At 44.0% G+C, this 15,855-nt stretch carries 16 protein-coding genes; 14 read left to right on the plus strand and 2 right to left on the minus strand.

Translation table 11 applies throughout. The features are described 5' to 3' along the window. Nucleotides 1–181: 181 nt before the first annotated feature. Complete coding sequence (locus tag ACN6MW_RS17625; RefSeq protein ID WP_419871373.1) at nucleotides 182–1,042, plus strand: aminoglycoside phosphotransferase family protein; 861 nt, start codon at nucleotides 182–184, stop codon at nucleotides 1,040–1,042. A gap of 1,311 nt (nucleotides 1,043–2,353) precedes the next feature. Next, complete coding sequence (locus ACN6MW_RS17630) at nucleotides 2,354–3,127, plus strand: TerC family protein (protein ID WP_419871374.1); 774 nt, start codon at nucleotides 2,354–2,356, stop codon at nucleotides 3,125–3,127. Between the two features lie 257 nt (nucleotides 3,128–3,384). On the opposite strand, the gene ACN6MW_RS17635 is transcribed toward ACN6MW_RS17630, so the two are convergent. Then, nucleotides 3,385–4,116 carry a hypothetical protein gene (locus tag ACN6MW_RS17635; RefSeq protein ID WP_419871375.1) on the minus strand — a complete coding sequence of 244 codons (732 nt, stop codon included), beginning with the start codon at nucleotides 4,114–4,116 and terminating at the stop codon, nucleotides 3,385–3,387. A gap of 273 nt (nucleotides 4,117–4,389) precedes the next feature. Between ACN6MW_RS17635 and ACN6MW_RS17640 the strand changes: the two genes are divergently transcribed. The 3 genes from ACN6MW_RS17640 to ACN6MW_RS17650 are packed head-to-tail and all read left to right on the plus strand — an operon-like array spanning nucleotide 4,390 to nucleotide 5,402. Beyond that, on the plus strand, nucleotides 4,390–4,695 hold the full coding sequence (locus ACN6MW_RS17640; RefSeq protein ID WP_419876376.1) for a PadR family transcriptional regulator: 306 nt from the start codon (nucleotides 4,390–4,392) through the stop codon (nucleotides 4,693–4,695). Beyond that, nucleotides 4,695–5,042: a DUF1048 domain-containing protein gene (locus tag ACN6MW_RS17645; RefSeq protein ID WP_419871376.1), complete on the plus strand. Its 348-nt coding sequence runs from the start codon at nucleotides 4,695–4,697 to the stop codon at nucleotides 5,040–5,042. The genes ACN6MW_RS17640 and ACN6MW_RS17645 overlap by 1 nt, the downstream gene beginning before the upstream one ends. 9 nt (nucleotides 5,043–5,051) lie before the next feature. After that, a complete protein-coding gene (locus ACN6MW_RS17650; protein ID WP_419871377.1) occupies nucleotides 5,052–5,402 on the plus strand; it encodes a DUF1048 domain-containing protein in 351 nt (116 codons plus the stop codon). A 1,211-nt stretch (nucleotides 5,403–6,613) separates the two neighbouring features. Here the strand turns inward: ACN6MW_RS17650 and ACN6MW_RS17655 are convergent. Then, nucleotides 6,614–7,177 carry a TetR/AcrR family transcriptional regulator gene (locus ACN6MW_RS17655; protein WP_419871378.1) on the minus strand — a complete coding sequence of 188 codons (564 nt, stop codon included), beginning with the start codon at nucleotides 7,175–7,177 and terminating at the stop codon, nucleotides 6,614–6,616. Between the two features lie 141 nt (nucleotides 7,178–7,318). Here ACN6MW_RS17655 and ACN6MW_RS17660 point away from each other — a divergent pair, with 141 nt between their 5' ends. The 9 genes from ACN6MW_RS17660 to ACN6MW_RS17700 all read left to right on the plus strand — a co-directional run bounded on the left by ACN6MW_RS17660 (nucleotide 7,319) and on the right by ACN6MW_RS17700 (nucleotide 15,780). Continuing rightward, entirely contained in the window at nucleotides 7,319–8,080 is a 762-nt protein-coding gene (locus ACN6MW_RS17660) for an SDR family oxidoreductase (RefSeq protein WP_419871379.1), read from the plus strand. A gap of 124 nt (nucleotides 8,081–8,204) precedes the next feature. Next, nucleotides 8,205–8,789 (plus strand): nitroreductase family protein, encoded by a 585-nt coding sequence (locus tag ACN6MW_RS17665; protein ID WP_419871380.1) that lies wholly within the window; start codon nucleotides 8,205–8,207, stop codon nucleotides 8,787–8,789. A gap of 598 nt (nucleotides 8,790–9,387) precedes the next feature. Further along, nucleotides 9,388–10,506, plus strand: a complete 1,119-nt coding sequence (locus ACN6MW_RS17670) for a glycoside hydrolase family 5 protein (RefSeq protein WP_419871381.1) — start codon at nucleotides 9,388–9,390, stop codon at nucleotides 10,504–10,506. Nucleotides 10,507–10,728: 222 nt separating this feature from the next. Then, nucleotides 10,729–11,238 carry a hypothetical protein gene (locus ACN6MW_RS17675; protein ID WP_419871382.1) on the plus strand — a complete coding sequence of 170 codons (510 nt, stop codon included), beginning with the start codon at nucleotides 10,729–10,731 and terminating at the stop codon, nucleotides 11,236–11,238. Nucleotides 11,239–11,560: 322 nt separating this feature from the next. Then, nucleotides 11,561–12,705 (plus strand): IS3 family transposase gene (locus ACN6MW_RS17680; protein WP_419871383.1). Its coding sequence is split into 2 segments (ribosomal slippage): nucleotides 11,561–11,831 and nucleotides 11,831–12,705, totalling 1,146 coding nucleotides; the frame shifts between segments, so codons are not numbered across the junction. Between the two features lie 240 nt (nucleotides 12,706–12,945). Continuing rightward, nucleotides 12,946–13,125, plus strand: coding sequence for a hypothetical protein (locus ACN6MW_RS17685; RefSeq protein WP_419871384.1), 180 nt, complete (start codon nucleotides 12,946–12,948; stop codon nucleotides 13,123–13,125). 22 nt (nucleotides 13,126–13,147) lie between these two features. Then, the gene (locus ACN6MW_RS17690; protein ID WP_419871385.1) at nucleotides 13,148–13,714 is read left to right on the plus strand and encodes a reverse transcriptase domain-containing protein; all 567 of its coding nucleotides are present in this window, start codon (nucleotides 13,148–13,150) and stop codon (nucleotides 13,712–13,714) included. 304 nt (nucleotides 13,715–14,018) lie between these two features. Beyond that, a complete protein-coding gene (locus ACN6MW_RS17695) occupies nucleotides 14,019–14,936 on the plus strand; it encodes a hypothetical protein (protein ID WP_419871386.1) in 918 nt (305 codons plus the stop codon). Nucleotides 14,937–15,255: 319 nt separating this feature from the next. Then, nucleotides 15,256–15,780 carry an N-acetyltransferase family protein gene (locus ACN6MW_RS17700; protein WP_419871387.1) on the plus strand — a complete coding sequence of 175 codons (525 nt, stop codon included), beginning with the start codon at nucleotides 15,256–15,258 and terminating at the stop codon, nucleotides 15,778–15,780. Nucleotides 15,781–15,855: the final 75 nt, after the last annotated feature.

The following is a 15,855-nucleotide window of genomic DNA, read 5'->3' on the forward strand; positions in this document are numbered from 1 at the left end:
GCGTGGTCTGCTTAACTCGTGAGAAGTAAAGCATAAAGATAGGAGTCAAAGAATCTATCATAGATTCTTTGACTCCTATCTGATTTCATTTCAATTTGGCCGATTAGACGACTAAATCAGTTGTACATACGGATCAAGAAGGAATAGGAATAGGAATAACCTCGCGGAAGGAAGATTAGGATTGGGAACCCTTATTAGTGACGTAGATTGGGTAGAAAAAAATGAAATAATGGATGCTTTATTAAAGCAAGAAGACATTTTAACCATGCATACAATGAATCAAGGCTTTGAAGCTGAGGTCATGAAGATAAGCTCAAATAACGAGAGCTTTGTTTTGAAAGTATGGAACAAGAGCTCTAAACCAGATATTCGTTTTCAATTTCAATTATTGAATGTCCTCTTTGAACGGGGAGCATCGGTCTCTAAGCCGGTGGGCTGGGGGATAAATGCAAACGCAGATCAGGTGATGTTAACAACCTTTGACGGAACGCCAATTCATAAAGTGGATAAAAAGAAAATGACGGAACTTGCGAACCTATTATCAACAATCCATCAGATTCACTTGGACGATATTGGTGATATCCAGCTTCCGAAGTACGATTTCATGGACTACTTTTTTCCCGGAGCAAGAGAACATGCAGACCTATACGATGTTTTATCTTCTCTTGTTCAAATGATCCAGATAAATCAAGAATGCATGATTCATGGTGATTTTCATTTAGGAAATATAGTGGAGGAAAATGGCCGTTACACCGTCATCGATTGGACGAACGGTCAATTAGGGGACCGTAGATATGATTTTGCATGGTCATTTACCCTGAAAAAAATATACATCTCGGAGCGATATGCGGAAGTGTTTCGTTCCGCTTATCTGTTGGAAAATGATATTAATCGGGAAGATCTTGAAGTTTTCGAAGCGCTCGCTTGTCTCAGGTGGATCTTGCTGAACAGAAGAGGCGGGACACCCAAAGGTCCTAATACAATGAATAGGATCAAAAGTATAATTGAAAACAATCACTTCCTGAAAAAAGTTGGAGTTTAAAGATATTCCAATAAAATTAAAGTATTAAACTGGCGAAGCGTCATTATGTTAACGGACAGCCTCGTTGAGCTAAGGAGGCTGAGTTTGGAATCAACACGTACGGTCAAAGCCATCGTTGCATGGGAAAGGGATCCAAGTTAATATCCCATTAATATCTGGCTTTGGGATCTCATCGTTAACTATGGAGAACTTGAAGGAAAACTGTTTACCGGGGAATCTTGGACTGTACCCATCAGAATTACAAGGTTAGTCGAAGGCACATGGGATACATATGCCGACGTATGCTTTCTCGTTGATGAGGCACCATGGAACTCTCTTGTCAGTGGTTACACCTTCAGTCTATGGGCAGGAAGAGAGATTGCTAAGGTGAAGATTCTTTAAAAATAATAAAATTCAAACTAAGCTTGGTGTACAATCCTGATATTTTCAACGAAAGATTAAGCTGACGGGTACGATAGTTGGATAACACATGGATGAGCAGGAAATAACATAGGTTCATTCAAACATTAAAACAGTTTCATCATCATAATGAGCGTTAACACATTCAATTAATTTTAGGTGGGCGGTAACGCTCTTCGCGCTACCTACCCTGCGTTATACAAACGCGCAGGGTAGGTAGCGCGTTTTTTGTTCCCAAGCACTAAATCAGAAAAACGGAGGGAGAATGAAATGGTCGCTTATTTGTTCGCGCAGCGCTGATTTATCGAAGGGGTTTATCCAGTTACGTCTTAATATGGGCAAAAGATGCTATTAACCAATATTAACGGTGTTGCTATTACATCCGATGTGAAGCTCGAAATTAAGAACATAAGTGCTATGCTGCCTCTACGAGTTCCACTTCAGGTCCAACGAGATTTTCCGTGGGCACGATCCAGAGTTTGCAAACGCAATTTTCGTCGCAGTGGCCGACGCGTCGCTGAGTTTCGCATCGCGTGACCCGGAGAACGCTGCAAATTACAAGTTGAGCGGCTTTAACGCGTTCTGGAGAATGTTCATGGACTGAGTTATTTTTATTGGACGAATGACAAAAGGGTACCTAGCGATAATGCTGGGTAGCCTTTTCGTCGTTTAGCCAGCTTTCGAAATTGGATAAAGGCCATCCATTGCGGATGGTCTTAAAACTTGCCGTTACAGACAACGCGGAGAGCCTTACCATAAGTAGCGGCAAGTTTTTGTCGGAGCCGCACGAAGGCATATGAACTCCATTGCGATTTTTTACGTATATCTATTGTCGGGCAAGTGAATATTATCCAGATATATAATTGTTGACTGACTATACTTAACATGGTTATTGAGGGGAGATAATTCAAGATGGAGTCATTGTGGTTGGAGTATGCATGGGCTTTACTCATTCTTATCGGTTTGGAGGGATTGCTGTCGGCTGACAATGCGCTTGTGTTAGCGGTCATCGCGAAGCAACTACCGTATGAACAGAAGAAACGAGCGATCAACTATGGAATCATTATGGCCTTTGTCTTTCGTTTTGCCGCCCTTTTTGCGATATCCTTTATCGCGAATGTCTGGCAGGTGCAGGCGATCGGTGCAGCCTATCTTCTATACCTAGGCTTAAAGCATATCATCCAAGCGCGTTTTGGTAATAAGAATGAGAATATCCACAAAGAACTGAAGAAAGAAGCGGCAGGGAAAGCCTTTTGGCCGACGGTTGGAAAAATTGCGTTGGCAGACCTCGCCTTTGCGATTGATTCCATTCTAGCTGCGGTAGCGCTTGCGCTTGGACTGCCAGACTCGCCGCTTGGAGATTTCGGCGGTATGGATGGTGGACAATTTATTGTAGTGGTGCTTGGCGGAATCGCTGGCTTAGTCTTAATCAAATATGCAGCTACTTGGTTTGTAAGACTGCTTGGCCAACGCCCAGCACTTGAGACAACGGCTTACGCGATCGTTGCCTGGGTTGGGGTAAAGCTTGCCGTCATTACGCTTGCCCATGAGGATATTGGGGTTTTGGACCATCATTTTCCCCATAGCACGGTTTGGACTTCCGTCTTCTATGTTGTATTGGTGGCGATAGCCCTTCTTGGGTGGTTTGCACCCAGCAACAAACCTTCTAAGGAAGGTAATGCCTAATGGAAAATCGCGTTGAATCGTTAAATTTTAAAAAGCTACTCTACTGCCGGGCGACGGGGACGAGTATGTCGTCGCCTGCGGCGGTTTGAAGGAACAGCTTGCCGTTATGGGGAGCTTACCAGACCCGATCCAAGGCTGCCGCTGGTTTATTACTTAGGTAGTCTAATACTTATTTAAGCGGACTTGGCGCTTTTCTAAAGGCGCTGATCCCGCGCGGATCAATACAGTTGAGTCATATACTTTATCCTCAGAGGACATTAATAGGGCTGATGCGTACGTCGCTCTATAATCCGCTCTGAGCGTTCATGCTCCGCCAAGGCCCCTTTTAAAAACGCCCTTAGGCTGTAACCCCCTGCCCGGAACACCTTCCCGTGATAGAACCATACGACGGCCAGCGTTCCAGATAGTAGAAAGAGACGGCTGAAGCGGATGAGGCGATTGATGCCTTTTAGGCGTTTCCTAGCGAACTGCCTTAAAGCGTCGGATTGGAATTCGATATGCATCGACTCATCACGGAGGATTTGTTCGCAAAGTTCGATCAGGGTGCGGGATTTCGTGGTCTTTTTCAATGCGTCGTAATAGACCGCCGCAATGATTTCGGCTGTAAGCAATACCGTGATGGATTGCTCCAAAGTGGCAAAACGCCGCAACTTTCGGAACGTCTGATCCACCCAATGCTTACGGATCGTCGGAATGTTCTGCTTGTCCATAAACAAGGCCAAATCCAGCGCATGCCGCTGCTCCTCATGTACGAATTGGATCAGTGCCTCCAAATAGCTCTTGTCCGGATTGCCAGACATGTACCGCTTGGTGGATTCTATCAAATACTTTCCTTCCGAACTTTCCCCGATTTGGAACTGCTGTATAGAACGGGCGATGGTAGCGTACTCATGAGGGTCCAACCGATAGGGATCATCCCAGTAGATCGGCTGCAAGCTTTGCTTGTTTACGATAAAATATTCCGTCCACAACGTAAAATTTTCGTCCAAGGGACACCTCGATTACCCAAAATGAATTAATTCCATTATAGATCATAGTGAGCTTGTAAAAAGTGAAAAATGAACCGAAATATTTTTCATATTATGCCTGTGGCAGCGGCCGTTAAGCTAGCGGGCAGGATAGTTGAAAACGTAAAATCCGTGTCAGAGCAAACGCTATTGACAAACCAACTACTACGTGTTACTTTATAGCTGTAGTAAGTATCACTTTATACCGGTGATACAGAATAGCAAGGGGTGATTGTGCTGGAAAACCTAACGGAAATGCTCAAAGGGGCGCTTGAGGGCTGTGTCCTTGAAATTATAAGCCACAAAGAAACCTACGGCTACGAAATCACGCGGCAGCTGAACGTCCTCGGCTTCACAGATGTTGTGGAGGGAACGGTGTACACTATCCTGATCCGGCTTGAAAAAAACAAGTTGGTGGAGATCACCAAGAAGCCCTCTGACATGGGACCGCCGCGCAAGTTTTTCGCGCTTAACGACGCGGGGCGCAAGGAACTACGGAAGTTCTGGGAAAAATGGGAGTTCGTATCATCAAAAATTAACGAGTTAAAGGAGAAAAAATAATGAATTTTTGGGAAAGAATCACCGGCAGCGACATGACTAAAGAATTGAAAACTTTTGAATCGCGAGCCAAAAAGCTGCCGGCTGATTATCAAGCGGCATGGGAAAAAATTAAAGCCAATCTTTGGCCGCACTCAGATTTCACCGGTCGCAACCTCATGCCGATTCTTGACGGTGTGCTTGGCCTACTCGAAGAAACGGCGGCGGACGGTCAGAGTGTCCAAGAGGTTTTGGGTGACGATATCAAAGGCTTCTGTTCAGCGCTAGCCGGCGCAGAAGGGGCAAAGTCTTTTCGCGACAAGTGGCGCGAGCAACTCAACAATAATATCGCTAAAAAATTAGGTAAATAGGGGGATAAAATGAGAATACAAGATATCATTGAAGGCAAAAAAGAGTGGCGAGCGCACATGGCGCGTGTCAAAGCGCTCCCGCAAGATTATCAGATTGTTTATAAAGAGATTCAAAAATATCTTTTTAAGGTCGGCCCTGTTGAGCTAACCGACGGGACGGGTTTGCTCTCGGGGATTATCGATCTTTTTGAAGAGGGGGCGGCCTTGGGGAAAGGTGTGCTCGAAGTGACGGGCAGTGACGTAGCGGCTTTCTGCGACGATCTAATTAAAGATTCAAAAACTTACGCTGACATCTATCAAGAATCTGTTGACCAAGCAGGTAACAAGGCCATGAAAAAAGATACGGATAAAACAAAGTAAAAGTGGATATCGGGATGGAAAAAGCACTCCTTTTATGTAAAAGTAATGGGGAATAAAGATAACCAGGGAGCATATCACTACTGATATGCCCCCCTTACGGTAGACAGGTTAAAAAATAAAACCTGTTACTGTAAGGGGAGCTTTTTCATGGTCGGGGGAAAATATACTGCGCTAGAGAAACTCAATATCATTGAAGAAGTTTCTAGTGGAGAGATTGGTTTTCTAGCTGCTGCTAAGAAATATAGATTAACAATACTACATTGATGAAATGGCAGCGTCGCTATAAGCTGTACGGTTATGAAGGGCATGTAACGCAATTGAAGGTTTGGATGGCATGGTTTCGAAATGGTGAGCCAGCATATCTATAAGGAATTGTTTGGGTGTTCAGTCGTTTCGGACATGATCAACAATTGGTCTTGTCAACTTGTAAGGTCCAATTGACATTGTCATTGGATGTTTCAATCTTGTATTGATAGGCTTTGCCGCTCTGTTCCCACATCACCTGGGTTCCATGGGTAATATCCCTGCTTGCGCCCAGGCCGGTATATCTTTCTATTCTCTTGGATCATCGTCGTATCGGTGCATTAAATGCATAACGAATTAGATTCAAACTAGTAATAACTCTAAAAAAACTGAGGTAGTTTAGCTGAGGCGTCGATATTGGTAGGACCTGAAGAGCTTCGTACCGGCTATGCTAATTTTTCGTTAGCTTGTGATGCCGATGATGAAATTTTTTTGACAGAGGTTTTTTCAAGTATTGGCCTACTTCAAAACGTGTTGGTGAAGTTGGAGTTGCTTCCAAGTTAACAACAGCAGTTGGATTAGTATGGACATTTAATATGGTTTCTAGCGCTTATGCAGTTGCAGCATTGCTAAAATTAAACATTCCTAAAGAAGTAGGCATGAATGCGTTGAGTGCTTCTACTTGAACCAAATTCCTATGTCTCTATTATTATTACGGGGAATGTTAGTTAAATACCAGAATTAACGAGTAGGCGCCGCAAGATCGGTGGCCTTCGTTATGTTATTGGGCAGTATAACTTTCGACCAGTCTTTTAAGATTTGCTTAATGGGAATACCAATCAATTTAGCTCAATTATGATGACGGCAGTTGGTCCCCAAAACGACCGGTTGCCGTTCGTCGTGTAGTTGAGGCCCAACGTTTCGTTTGGATTAACTGCATATCGCAAAGGGGCACTAAGTATCCCTCTTCACACTTTAGACATTAGGCTAATTGCATTGAATATTGAATCCCTAGTCTCTTTTGGCGTTTTTAAAGCATTGGGGTCAAACGATGGACCAAAAGGATTTGCAGGTGACCATGCGGTAGCTAAAACCATGATAGCTGTCAGGAGAAAACCAGGAGTGAAAGTCGTTCCAACCATCCCAGAACTTTGCACATTCATTACCTCTTCTATTTTCTTTTGTTTTTCTAATGAATGTTCAGTTAAACTAACAGTATTTTGCTCCAAACCATACCAAGCCATTAAACGAAATAATTCGGGATTTGCCATTGCATAATCGAATACCCTTGCTGCGTAACCTGGAAGATCATAAGGTGTGAAGGTGATTTCTTCGTAGACAAGTTTCAAGTTATTCTGTAGAACAGTTGTAAAGAGTGTCTCTTTATTCTCAAAGTAAATATAAATCATATTTTTATTGCATTCAGCCTTCTTAGCAATGCGATCCACGCGTGCTCCTGCGATGCCATAGGAAGAAAATTCCTCTTTAGCTGCCAATAATATTCGTTCTCTTGTTGCTTCAGCGTTTCTCAAATGAAACCCCTCCTGTGCTTGAAAGTATCATTCACAATGTACCATATGGTTGTCCAATTGACAAACTGGTTAGTTAATAGTACATTATAACTAACCAGATGGTTAGTTGTTCTGGCAAACGAATGAAAGAAGGAAAACAGGATGAAACTTTCGGGAAACACAGTGCTTATTACAGGCGGAGGCTCTGGAATCGGGCTTGCTTTTGCGGAACGCTTTATGAAGGATGGAAATCAAGTAATCGTTTGCGGGCGGCGTGAAGACGTTCTTCAACAAGCCCAAGAAAATCTTCCCGGCTTGATTACCCGAGTATGCGATTTGACGGTTGAATCCGAGCGTTCAGCATTATTTGATTGGGTAACTGCGAATTATCCGGAAATAAATGTATTGGTCAACAATGCAGGGATTCAATTGCGTTTCAATGTTTTAAAAGCGGATGTGAAGAACAATTGGAGCTACTTTAGTAAAGAAATTACAGCAAATACGGAAGCGCCAATCCATCTTTCCATGCTGTTTGCACCATACTTTGCCGAGAAAGAAGAGGCAGCTATTATTAATGTGACGTCTGGGTTAGCGATTGCTCCGCTTGCGATTGCCCCGATTTATTCAGCCACCAAATCAGCACTTCATTCTTTCACTATGAGCCTAAGACACCAGCTTTCAACAACATCCGTAGTAGTGATCGAAGTAGTACCGCCGGTTGTAAATACGGACTTAGGCGGAACGGGTCTGCATACACAAGGAGAATCACCGGATGCGTTTATTGACGGCATTTTCAAGGGATTGGAAGAAGGGGAAACAGAAATTGGATACGGCCATTCCGTAACCCAGCTGCGGATGTCACGAGATGAAATTGACAAGTTCACAGAAACGGTATACAACGCAACTAAAGCTTCTATTGAATAGTAGCTCGAAAAAGCAGACCTAGACTACATTGTTACAGTTTTGGTCTGATTTACTTTCTTTTTGAAAAGCTAATAATGGGAGAAAAAGCATAACCAGATGGCTCAACTTCTAAGGAGGCTAGTAAATGGTGAACTTAATCGAAGGCAAATCGCAGCGAAAGACGCAATATCAAGTCGATGAGTTATTTTTGAACAGGTGGTCGTCGCGAGCCTTTCAGGAAAAGCCGGTGCCGGAAGAGCTGCTCAATCGCATACTGGAATCCGCCTGCTGGGCACCGTCGGGCAATAATTTGCAGCCTTGGCGCTTTATTGTAGCTGATACGAAGGAGAAGCTAGCACAATTTCATTCATTTATCGTTCCTCGCAATATGGTGTGGTGCACGAAAGCGCCTATGCTGATCCTGATTCTCTCCCGCAAAACGAACGAACAGGGAGATCCAATCCGTAGCCATTCGTTCGATGCAGGCGCAGCTTGGGGAACGCTCGCGATTGCAGCCGCACAGAAGGGACTGAACACTCGGGCTATGGGAGGATTCGATGCAGCGGCAGCAAGGTCTGTTTTGCACATACCGGAGGAATACGACCTTCATTGCGTAGTGGCACTCGGTTATCGCGCGCCAGTGGATGAGTTGCCGGAAGAACTTCGCGAACGGGAGATTCCGACAGGCCGCAGAGCGCTTTCCGATGTCATTGTGGACTTTCAAAAATAAATATTTGAAAAGGTGCTCCTTTCTCTGATGATGTTGTTTTAGTCAAACACATTATGTCAAAGATTGAGCCCTTTTCATGTTTTCAAATAAGAATGGATCTTTCGAAATTCAGGATTGTTTAAATGAATTGGGGCCTGCTTCGGTGAACGCATTGGGTGGCATGTCCACAAAGTGCTATGGAATTAAATCATCGCCACTTGAGATAATGTGTATTTATCACAGTGAACAACGAATGCGGGCCAGCCCTCTTCACATCAGCAGGGAGGCTAACTTACGCGCATTGGATTGGTTGGCTGCTGGATGGGCAGCTATCGATCAAAGCCGTGCCGGAAATGGTCGATTACGATGACATTTCTAATTCTTACAGGGTTTTCAAGAGACATTTTGGGATTTCGCTCGGTGAGCTGCGCAAGCAAGGGGAGGTTCAAAATTGTCCAATCGTAGAGACTAACACCGTCCAATGGAGAGGTTACATAGGGAAGCTATACTTAATGGTACGGTATTCGAGCAGGAGGAGACTGTCGCGATCGCACCGTGGGGTGTCAAGATCATATCTGTCTGAATGGCCTGCACATCAGACGTCAGGGGATGAGGAAAAATGATGGAACGAATTAGAGGCGTGAATCTGGGCAATTGGCTGGTGCTGGAGAAATGGATGAGTCCATCGATGTTTGCCGGGACGGACTGCGAGGACGAGACGTGGCTTTGCCGGAAGCTGCCTCAAGATATCAAGCTGGAGCGGTACCTGCAGCACCGTTCGGCCTACATTACCGAACGCGATTTCGCTTATATAGCCAATAAGGGCTTGAACACGGTGAGGATTCCGGTTCCCTATTTTATCTTCGGGGATGTCGAGCCGTTCGTTGGCTGCATCGAATATTTGGACAAGGCGTTCGATTGGGCGGAGAAATACGGGCTGCAAATATTGATCGACCTGCACACAGTGCCGGGCAGCCAGAACGGCTTCGACAACGGCGGGCTTTGCGGCGTTTGCAAGTGGAGTCAAGACCTAGAAGCCGTGAAGTTTGCGCTTACCGTATTGGAGCGGCTGGCGGAGCGTTATGGGACACGGCCGGGCTTGTGGGGCATTGAAGTGCTGAACGAACCCATCTCCGAGGAAGTTTGGACGTTGGCTGACATACCGAACCGTTATCCGGTCGTCGATCCGGTGGAAGCCCAAGGTTCGGCGCCCGTGACGACCGCGTTCCTGCGGACGTTCTATGTCGATGCATACCGGGTACTTCGGCGGCACATGCCCGTTTCGAAGGCCGTTGTCCTGCATGACGGGTTCCGGGCGAACGAATGGAAAGGCTTCATGAAGGAAGACGAGTTCGTCAATGTAGTGCTGGATATGCACTTTTACCTAATGGTCGCGGATATGACGGGTCAAGCGAACGATCCGGATGGTTATGCCTCCTATATCTCGCGCAGCGCGGCGGAAGTAGAAGAGATGCAGGCCTTCTTCCCGGTAATCGTCGGCGAATGGTGCGTCTTCAACAATACCAAAGGGCTGAAGGACATGACGCCGTCGGAACGCCAGACGCTCTACCGAAGCCTCGCAGACATGCAATTTCAAGCATGGGAACGCGGGCTCGGCTGGTTCTACTGGAGCTATAAGTTGCTGCTCGATACGGTGCACGAACCGAAGTGGGAAGGCTGGGACAGCTGGGATATGGGTAAAAGCATTGAGCTAGGTTGGCTGCCGAATAAGTATTGATCGGATGCTTGAATAAGCCAAATCGCATGTTAAGTGGATTGGATTATTTCCCGCGAGCACGAACAAACGATGGAATTGAAAGCGGTTACGAATACGTGGGAGATACTGGGCAGTGTAACTTTCGACCAGTCTTTTACACACCATCTAAGAACGGGTACGATAATAACTGTTCATCTGGCAAGACGACATTTCTTATGTAGACAGGAAGGAGGCTAATGAAGGATGACGACGACCCCCTTTGTTCGCATCATAATTCCAAAAGGATTCTGGCTGGGATTGCATCAATTAAATATTGCAGCCCACGATGTGGTTCGCAAAGCGGGGCTGCCGCTTACAATCACGAACGAGCCGGCCGTCGTTACGACTGTCCAATATTTCTCGCTTTGGCAGGCATTTTCGGATATTGTTGCCGACCCTGCAGTTGCTACCGTCAGCGAGGACAAGCGGGTTAAGTGTGATTGTTGTGAGCATAAGTTTCTGCCCAAAGACATGTCGCTAGACTGCATGTACCTTTCACTTTGCAAAATTTGCAATGATCCGGATTCACATCTGATGGATAATATGGCAATCGCACATTTTAAGCCGCAGACCGATCGCCGTGGAGCTTCGCATATTGATGGAACACGCCTCGGAGATAGTCCTTCTGAAGTGGAGCTTATAGAGGATATAGCAAAAAATAACGGATGTAACTTCTTCACGATAGAAGAATTGCCAGCTCTCTTTCATTTATGAGAAATATGGCTTAAAAGTTAGTTTAAGGCAACGAGGAAATGGTGAGCTTTATAACATGGTATTAAAGCTTGGTGAACTAGAAGCGTAATGATAAGGCTGCTTATGGAGCTTTTTCATTTGGTTCTGTCCAATTTTATTCCATATAAAATGATAAGCCCCTAGACTTACTAGCCTGGGGGCTTATCAGCTATTTTACCTGTTTTCTCCCACTGCCGATCCGATGCGTTACATAGTCTACGACGTCGGGCAAATCAGCAGGTGACCTTGCCCCGAATAGATGCACACGAAGAAAACCTCTATAATAAATCATGGAGGGGTTCATATGGGACAACGGAAGAAATTCGACAAGGCATTTAAGGAGCAGGTAGTCCTGCGTATTTTGGCTGAAGAATCAACAGCTTCTGAGACAGCTAAGGAACTGGGCGTGCATTATACGACGGTCAAAGACTGGGTAAAGTTGTATAAACTAGACGGCGAACAATCATTTCCTGGTAGTGGAAAACTTAAAACAGAAGATGAGGAAATACGTAAGCTTCGTAAGCAACTCGCTGATCTCAAGGAAGAAAACGAAATTCTAAAAAAGGCGGCAGCCTACTTTGCGAAAAATCTGAAGTAAACACGTTCAAGTTCATCTATGAACACCGCTTCGAATTTCGGATTGCAAAGATGTGCCAGGCTCTCCATGTCTCTCGAAGCGGCTATTATGCTTATATTAAGCGACCTGAAAGCAAACGTAGCGTTGAAAATCGGAAGCTGCTAGATACGATCCGAAATATCCATCATGCAAGCCGTAAGATCTACGGATCGCCGCAAATTACAAAGAATCTACCACCTGACCAGAAAGCTAGCCGAGGCCGTGTAGCCCGCCTCATGCAAGCAAACGGAATTCAGTCTAAAGTGGTCAAGAAATACAAGGCGACAACGAATTCTAAACACAATCTGCCTGTTGCGGAAAATCTTCTAAATCAAAATTTTGAAACAATGAAACCACGTGAGAAATGGCTGACCGATATTACGTATATTCCAACCGATGAAGGTTGGCTCTACCTCGCGGGAGTTATGGATCTGCATGGCCGCGCCATCGTAGGGTGGGCAATGGACAGCCGCATGAAGACTGAACTCGTATCTTCTGCATTAAAACAAGCCATAGGCCGCTTAGGTGCAGTAAAGGGCTTAATCGTCCATTCTGATCGTGGTGTTCAATATGCCAGCAAGAAATACCAATGCCTTCTAAAGAAACACGATTTCGTCTGCAGCATGAGTCGCAAAGGTAATTGCTACGATAACGCCCCAATGGAATCTTTCTGGGGGAAGCTTAAAATGGAATGGCTTAATGAGCGTAAATTTAAGACTAGGGCTGAAGTTAAAAAGGCTGTATTCGAATATATTGAGCTGTTTTACAACCGACGGAGAACGCATTCCTCCAACGGTTACGTCACGCCATTACAGCTTTTTGAGGCGGTTTAAATGATTAGACTAACGGTTGTTATGAGGCTTTCTTACTGTCTACTTTAGTAAGGCAAGGTCATCGCGGCAGTGCCGGCATTGATGGACAAACGATCCAATTCATCGTTCGAGAGATTGGCGAAGAACCCTTCATCGAAAAGATCAGACAACAGCTTATGAATGGGGAATACCGACCGTCTCCGGTCAAACGGAAAGACACGTCCCTTGGGTATTCCAACAATCCGTGACCGGACTATTCAGATGGCAACTAAACTGGTAATCGAAGGCATATTCGAAGCAGATTTCAAGGATTGCTCTTACGGATTCCGCCCCAAGCGGTCGGCTCACCAGGCTATTAAGAGCATCCGGGAAAACATTAATTGGGGCGTCGTCAACTGGGTGGTCGACGTAGATATTACAGGCTACTCTGAAGTTAATTAGACAGTGGCTTGAAGCAGTTGTAATGAAGGATGGCGTATGGCACAAAACGGAGATCGGCAGCCCACAAGGCGGCGTAATCTCTCCACTTTTGGCTAACATCTATCTCAATTACCTTGATACGATATGGGAAAAACGGTTTTCTCATCTTGGAAAGCTGGTAAGGTATGCCGACGATCTTGTCATTCTGTGCCGATACAAACCGAAGTCGCTCGAGGCGATTTGTACCCTTAAAGCGATCTTTGGGAAACTGGAATTGACCATGAACACGTCCAAATCAAAGCTAGTATGTCTTTGGAAGAACCAGGACGGGTTCGACTTTCTTGGCTTTCATCATCGGAAGATGCCTTACCTCCACAAAAACGGGACAAAGTATCGACTGCGAAGCTTTCCATCGAAGAAAGCAATGAAGAAGATGCGCAATCGTGTGAAGGATGAAACGGCAGCCAGAGGCCGATTAAACTGGCCGTTAAAGCTAATGGTCGAGCTGCTGAATCCTTTGATCCAAGGATGGCGTAATTTCTACGCTCATCTGGATGTGATCGAAGTATGGCAAACCGTTTCCTTTCGAAAATGGACTGGTATATTCTGAGGAGATTAAGACTGTTCTGGAATAACAAACACAGGAAGCGCAAGCAGAACTGGTCAGGGATGCATTTTCTGCTTCAACGTACAGGACTGAAAACATTATCCACATGGAATAACCGTACTGCCCTGGATGAAGAACGTCGGAAAGCCGTATGCGGGAAAACTGCACGTACGGTTTGATGAGGAGGGGTTGGGATCCCCAGCCCTTTACTCTACTAGTTTAATAAGAAGCGCAACTATAAGCATATCTAAAGCGTTTGTTTTTAATAAACAAATACTATGTAAAGGATAATGGGGGCGTGAAGAAAATGAAAAAGAATACTCCAACAATTGTATTGGGGATACTTATTTTATTGATTATTTTTTCAGCAGGTATATTATATAGTCACCTGAAAAAAAACGACGATAAAATGAAAGTGGAAGGAATAGTGGGTAGTTCGCTTTTCAAGATATGGAGTAATTATAATTCTATACTTGAGAATGAAACCAACATGATGACGATCGAACATATTAATGATACTGTCGTAAAACTATCTGTAATTGAGGCTTATTCCGATATTGTAGATCGTTCGGTTAACACTCAGTTATTAACCCCAATAAGTGTAGATATGAAATCAATAACTGAAAGTATACAAAAAAGCTTTGAAGATAACAAAGAGTTCACTGCACTTGACCAAACAAAATATGTGACTTTAATAAAAGAGATAACTGAGTTGCTTTCTTTGATCTCTAAGGTTTACTATGTTCCTGCATCTGTAGAAGGAGCAGAAGTTACATTACAAATTAATAATAAAGAAGACTTAACTGAGTTTAAGAATAAATTGAATGATTACGTTTCGAATATGAAGACTTCATCTAATTTCAAATCGGGTCTTACGATAAATCTGGACTCCTTCCACGATCAATTATCCGAGAGCAATGTGCCCGTACTGGCTGCTCTCGAAAATAATCTCGCTTCGTTGGTTGAGCATGATAATAAACGATATCGAGCCGGATTTGTAAATAAAAATCTGGCGGATAGTATGGAGTTTTATTACAGTGACCAATATCAGTACTGCTTTACGAACATCGAGAGTATCGAGCAAGATTTACCTTATGGAAACGTACATATTAGGATTATCGGTCAACGTCTTGATGTAGAAACCGGGTTAATAGAAGACGTGAAAATGCTGTATGCTTTTAGGCAAAATGACCAAGGGGAATGGATGATTCACACAATAGATTGAGTGACTTACGGTAACCCTTCTAAAGTAGCCGGGAGTGGAGCGAGATCACACGCGTTTTTACTTTGCTTGGCCTGATAGACCATCACTGAGAAAAAGTTTACCATTATTTCGCTAATGCTTTACCTCATAAGTACAGCCTTACGGAGAGCTCGTTCAACTAACGGGAAACGATAGTTCAATAAAAACACGGAAGCAGCCGATCACAATGGTCGGCTGCTTCATTACGCTAACGGGCAGGATAGTTTATACAAGGGAAGGAAATTTTGTGATAAGATGGAACAAATTTTGAGCTTTACTCTCCGAAGGAGGTGGAGATTCAATGTACATTAGAAAAGCTATTTTAGAGGATGCAAAGGGTATTGCAAAGGTTCACGTTGATAGTTGGAAGTCTACTTATAAAAACATTATATCAGATGAGTTTTTAAAGAACCTGTCTTATGACCAACGAAAGGACTTGTGGAATCGTAATATCTCTAAAAAGGGGAATTATATATTTGTCGCATTAAATAATGAGGGAGAAATCGTAGGATTTGCAGATTGCGGAAAAAGAGAAAGTAATAATATCGATAATTCTGGTGATTTAACATCTATATATTTGCTTGAAGAATATCAAGGAAAAGGTGTGGGGAAGCAACTTTTTAAACAACTTTTTCTTCAATTTGAAGAACTCGGTTACAATAGAGTTTTTGTTGAAGTATTAGAAGATAATAAAACCCGTTATTTCTACGAATATTACGGTGCTAATTTATTTAAAGCGGATAAGATTACAATTGCCGGTAATGAATTGAATCTTCTTATATATGAGTGGAGTAATATTGGCGAGGTTTTATCTAAATTGAGATAAGTTATTCAACTAACTGGGAACGATAGTTAAATACCAGAAGGGCTGCTTCATAGCAGCCCTTCGCTCAGTTAACGG

The sequence above is a fragment of the Pristimantibacillus sp. PTI5 genome (assembly GCF_048572955.1).
Lineage (GTDB): Bacteria > Bacillota > Bacilli > Paenibacillales > Paenibacillaceae > Pristimantibacillus.

Coding starts and splice junctions, on each gene's coding strand:
- ACN6MW_RS17630 (WP_419871374.1), top strand. CDS start 2,354: ATGGAGTCATTGTGGTTGGAGTATGCATGGGCTTTACTCATTCTTATC.
- ACN6MW_RS17640 (WP_419876376.1), top strand. CDS start 4,390: ATGCTCAAAGGGGCGCTTGAGGGCTGTGTCCTTGAAATTATAAGCCAC.
- ACN6MW_RS17645 (WP_419871376.1), top strand. CDS start 4,695: ATGAATTTTTGGGAAAGAATCACCGGCAGCGACATGACTAAAGAATTG.
- ACN6MW_RS17650 (WP_419871377.1), top strand. CDS start 5,052: ATGAGAATACAAGATATCATTGAAGGCAAAAAAGAGTGGCGAGCGCAC.
- ACN6MW_RS17660 (WP_419871379.1), top strand. CDS start 7,319: ATGAAACTTTCGGGAAACACAGTGCTTATTACAGGCGGAGGCTCTGGA.
- ACN6MW_RS17665 (WP_419871380.1), top strand. CDS start 8,205: ATGGTGAACTTAATCGAAGGCAAATCGCAGCGAAAGACGCAATATCAA.
- ACN6MW_RS17670 (WP_419871381.1), top strand. CDS start 9,388: ATGATGGAACGAATTAGAGGCGTGAATCTGGGCAATTGGCTGGTGCTG.
- ACN6MW_RS17675 (WP_419871382.1), top strand. CDS start 10,729: ATGACGACGACCCCCTTTGTTCGCATCATAATTCCAAAAGGATTCTGG.
- ACN6MW_RS17685 (WP_419871384.1), top strand. CDS start 12,946: ATGGCAACTAAACTGGTAATCGAAGGCATATTCGAAGCAGATTTCAAG.
- ACN6MW_RS17690 (WP_419871385.1), top strand. CDS start 13,148: ATGAAGGATGGCGTATGGCACAAAACGGAGATCGGCAGCCCACAAGGC.
- ACN6MW_RS17695 (WP_419871386.1), top strand. CDS start 14,019: ATGAAAAAGAATACTCCAACAATTGTATTGGGGATACTTATTTTATTG.
- ACN6MW_RS17700 (WP_419871387.1), top strand. CDS start 15,256: ATGTACATTAGAAAAGCTATTTTAGAGGATGCAAAGGGTATTGCAAAG.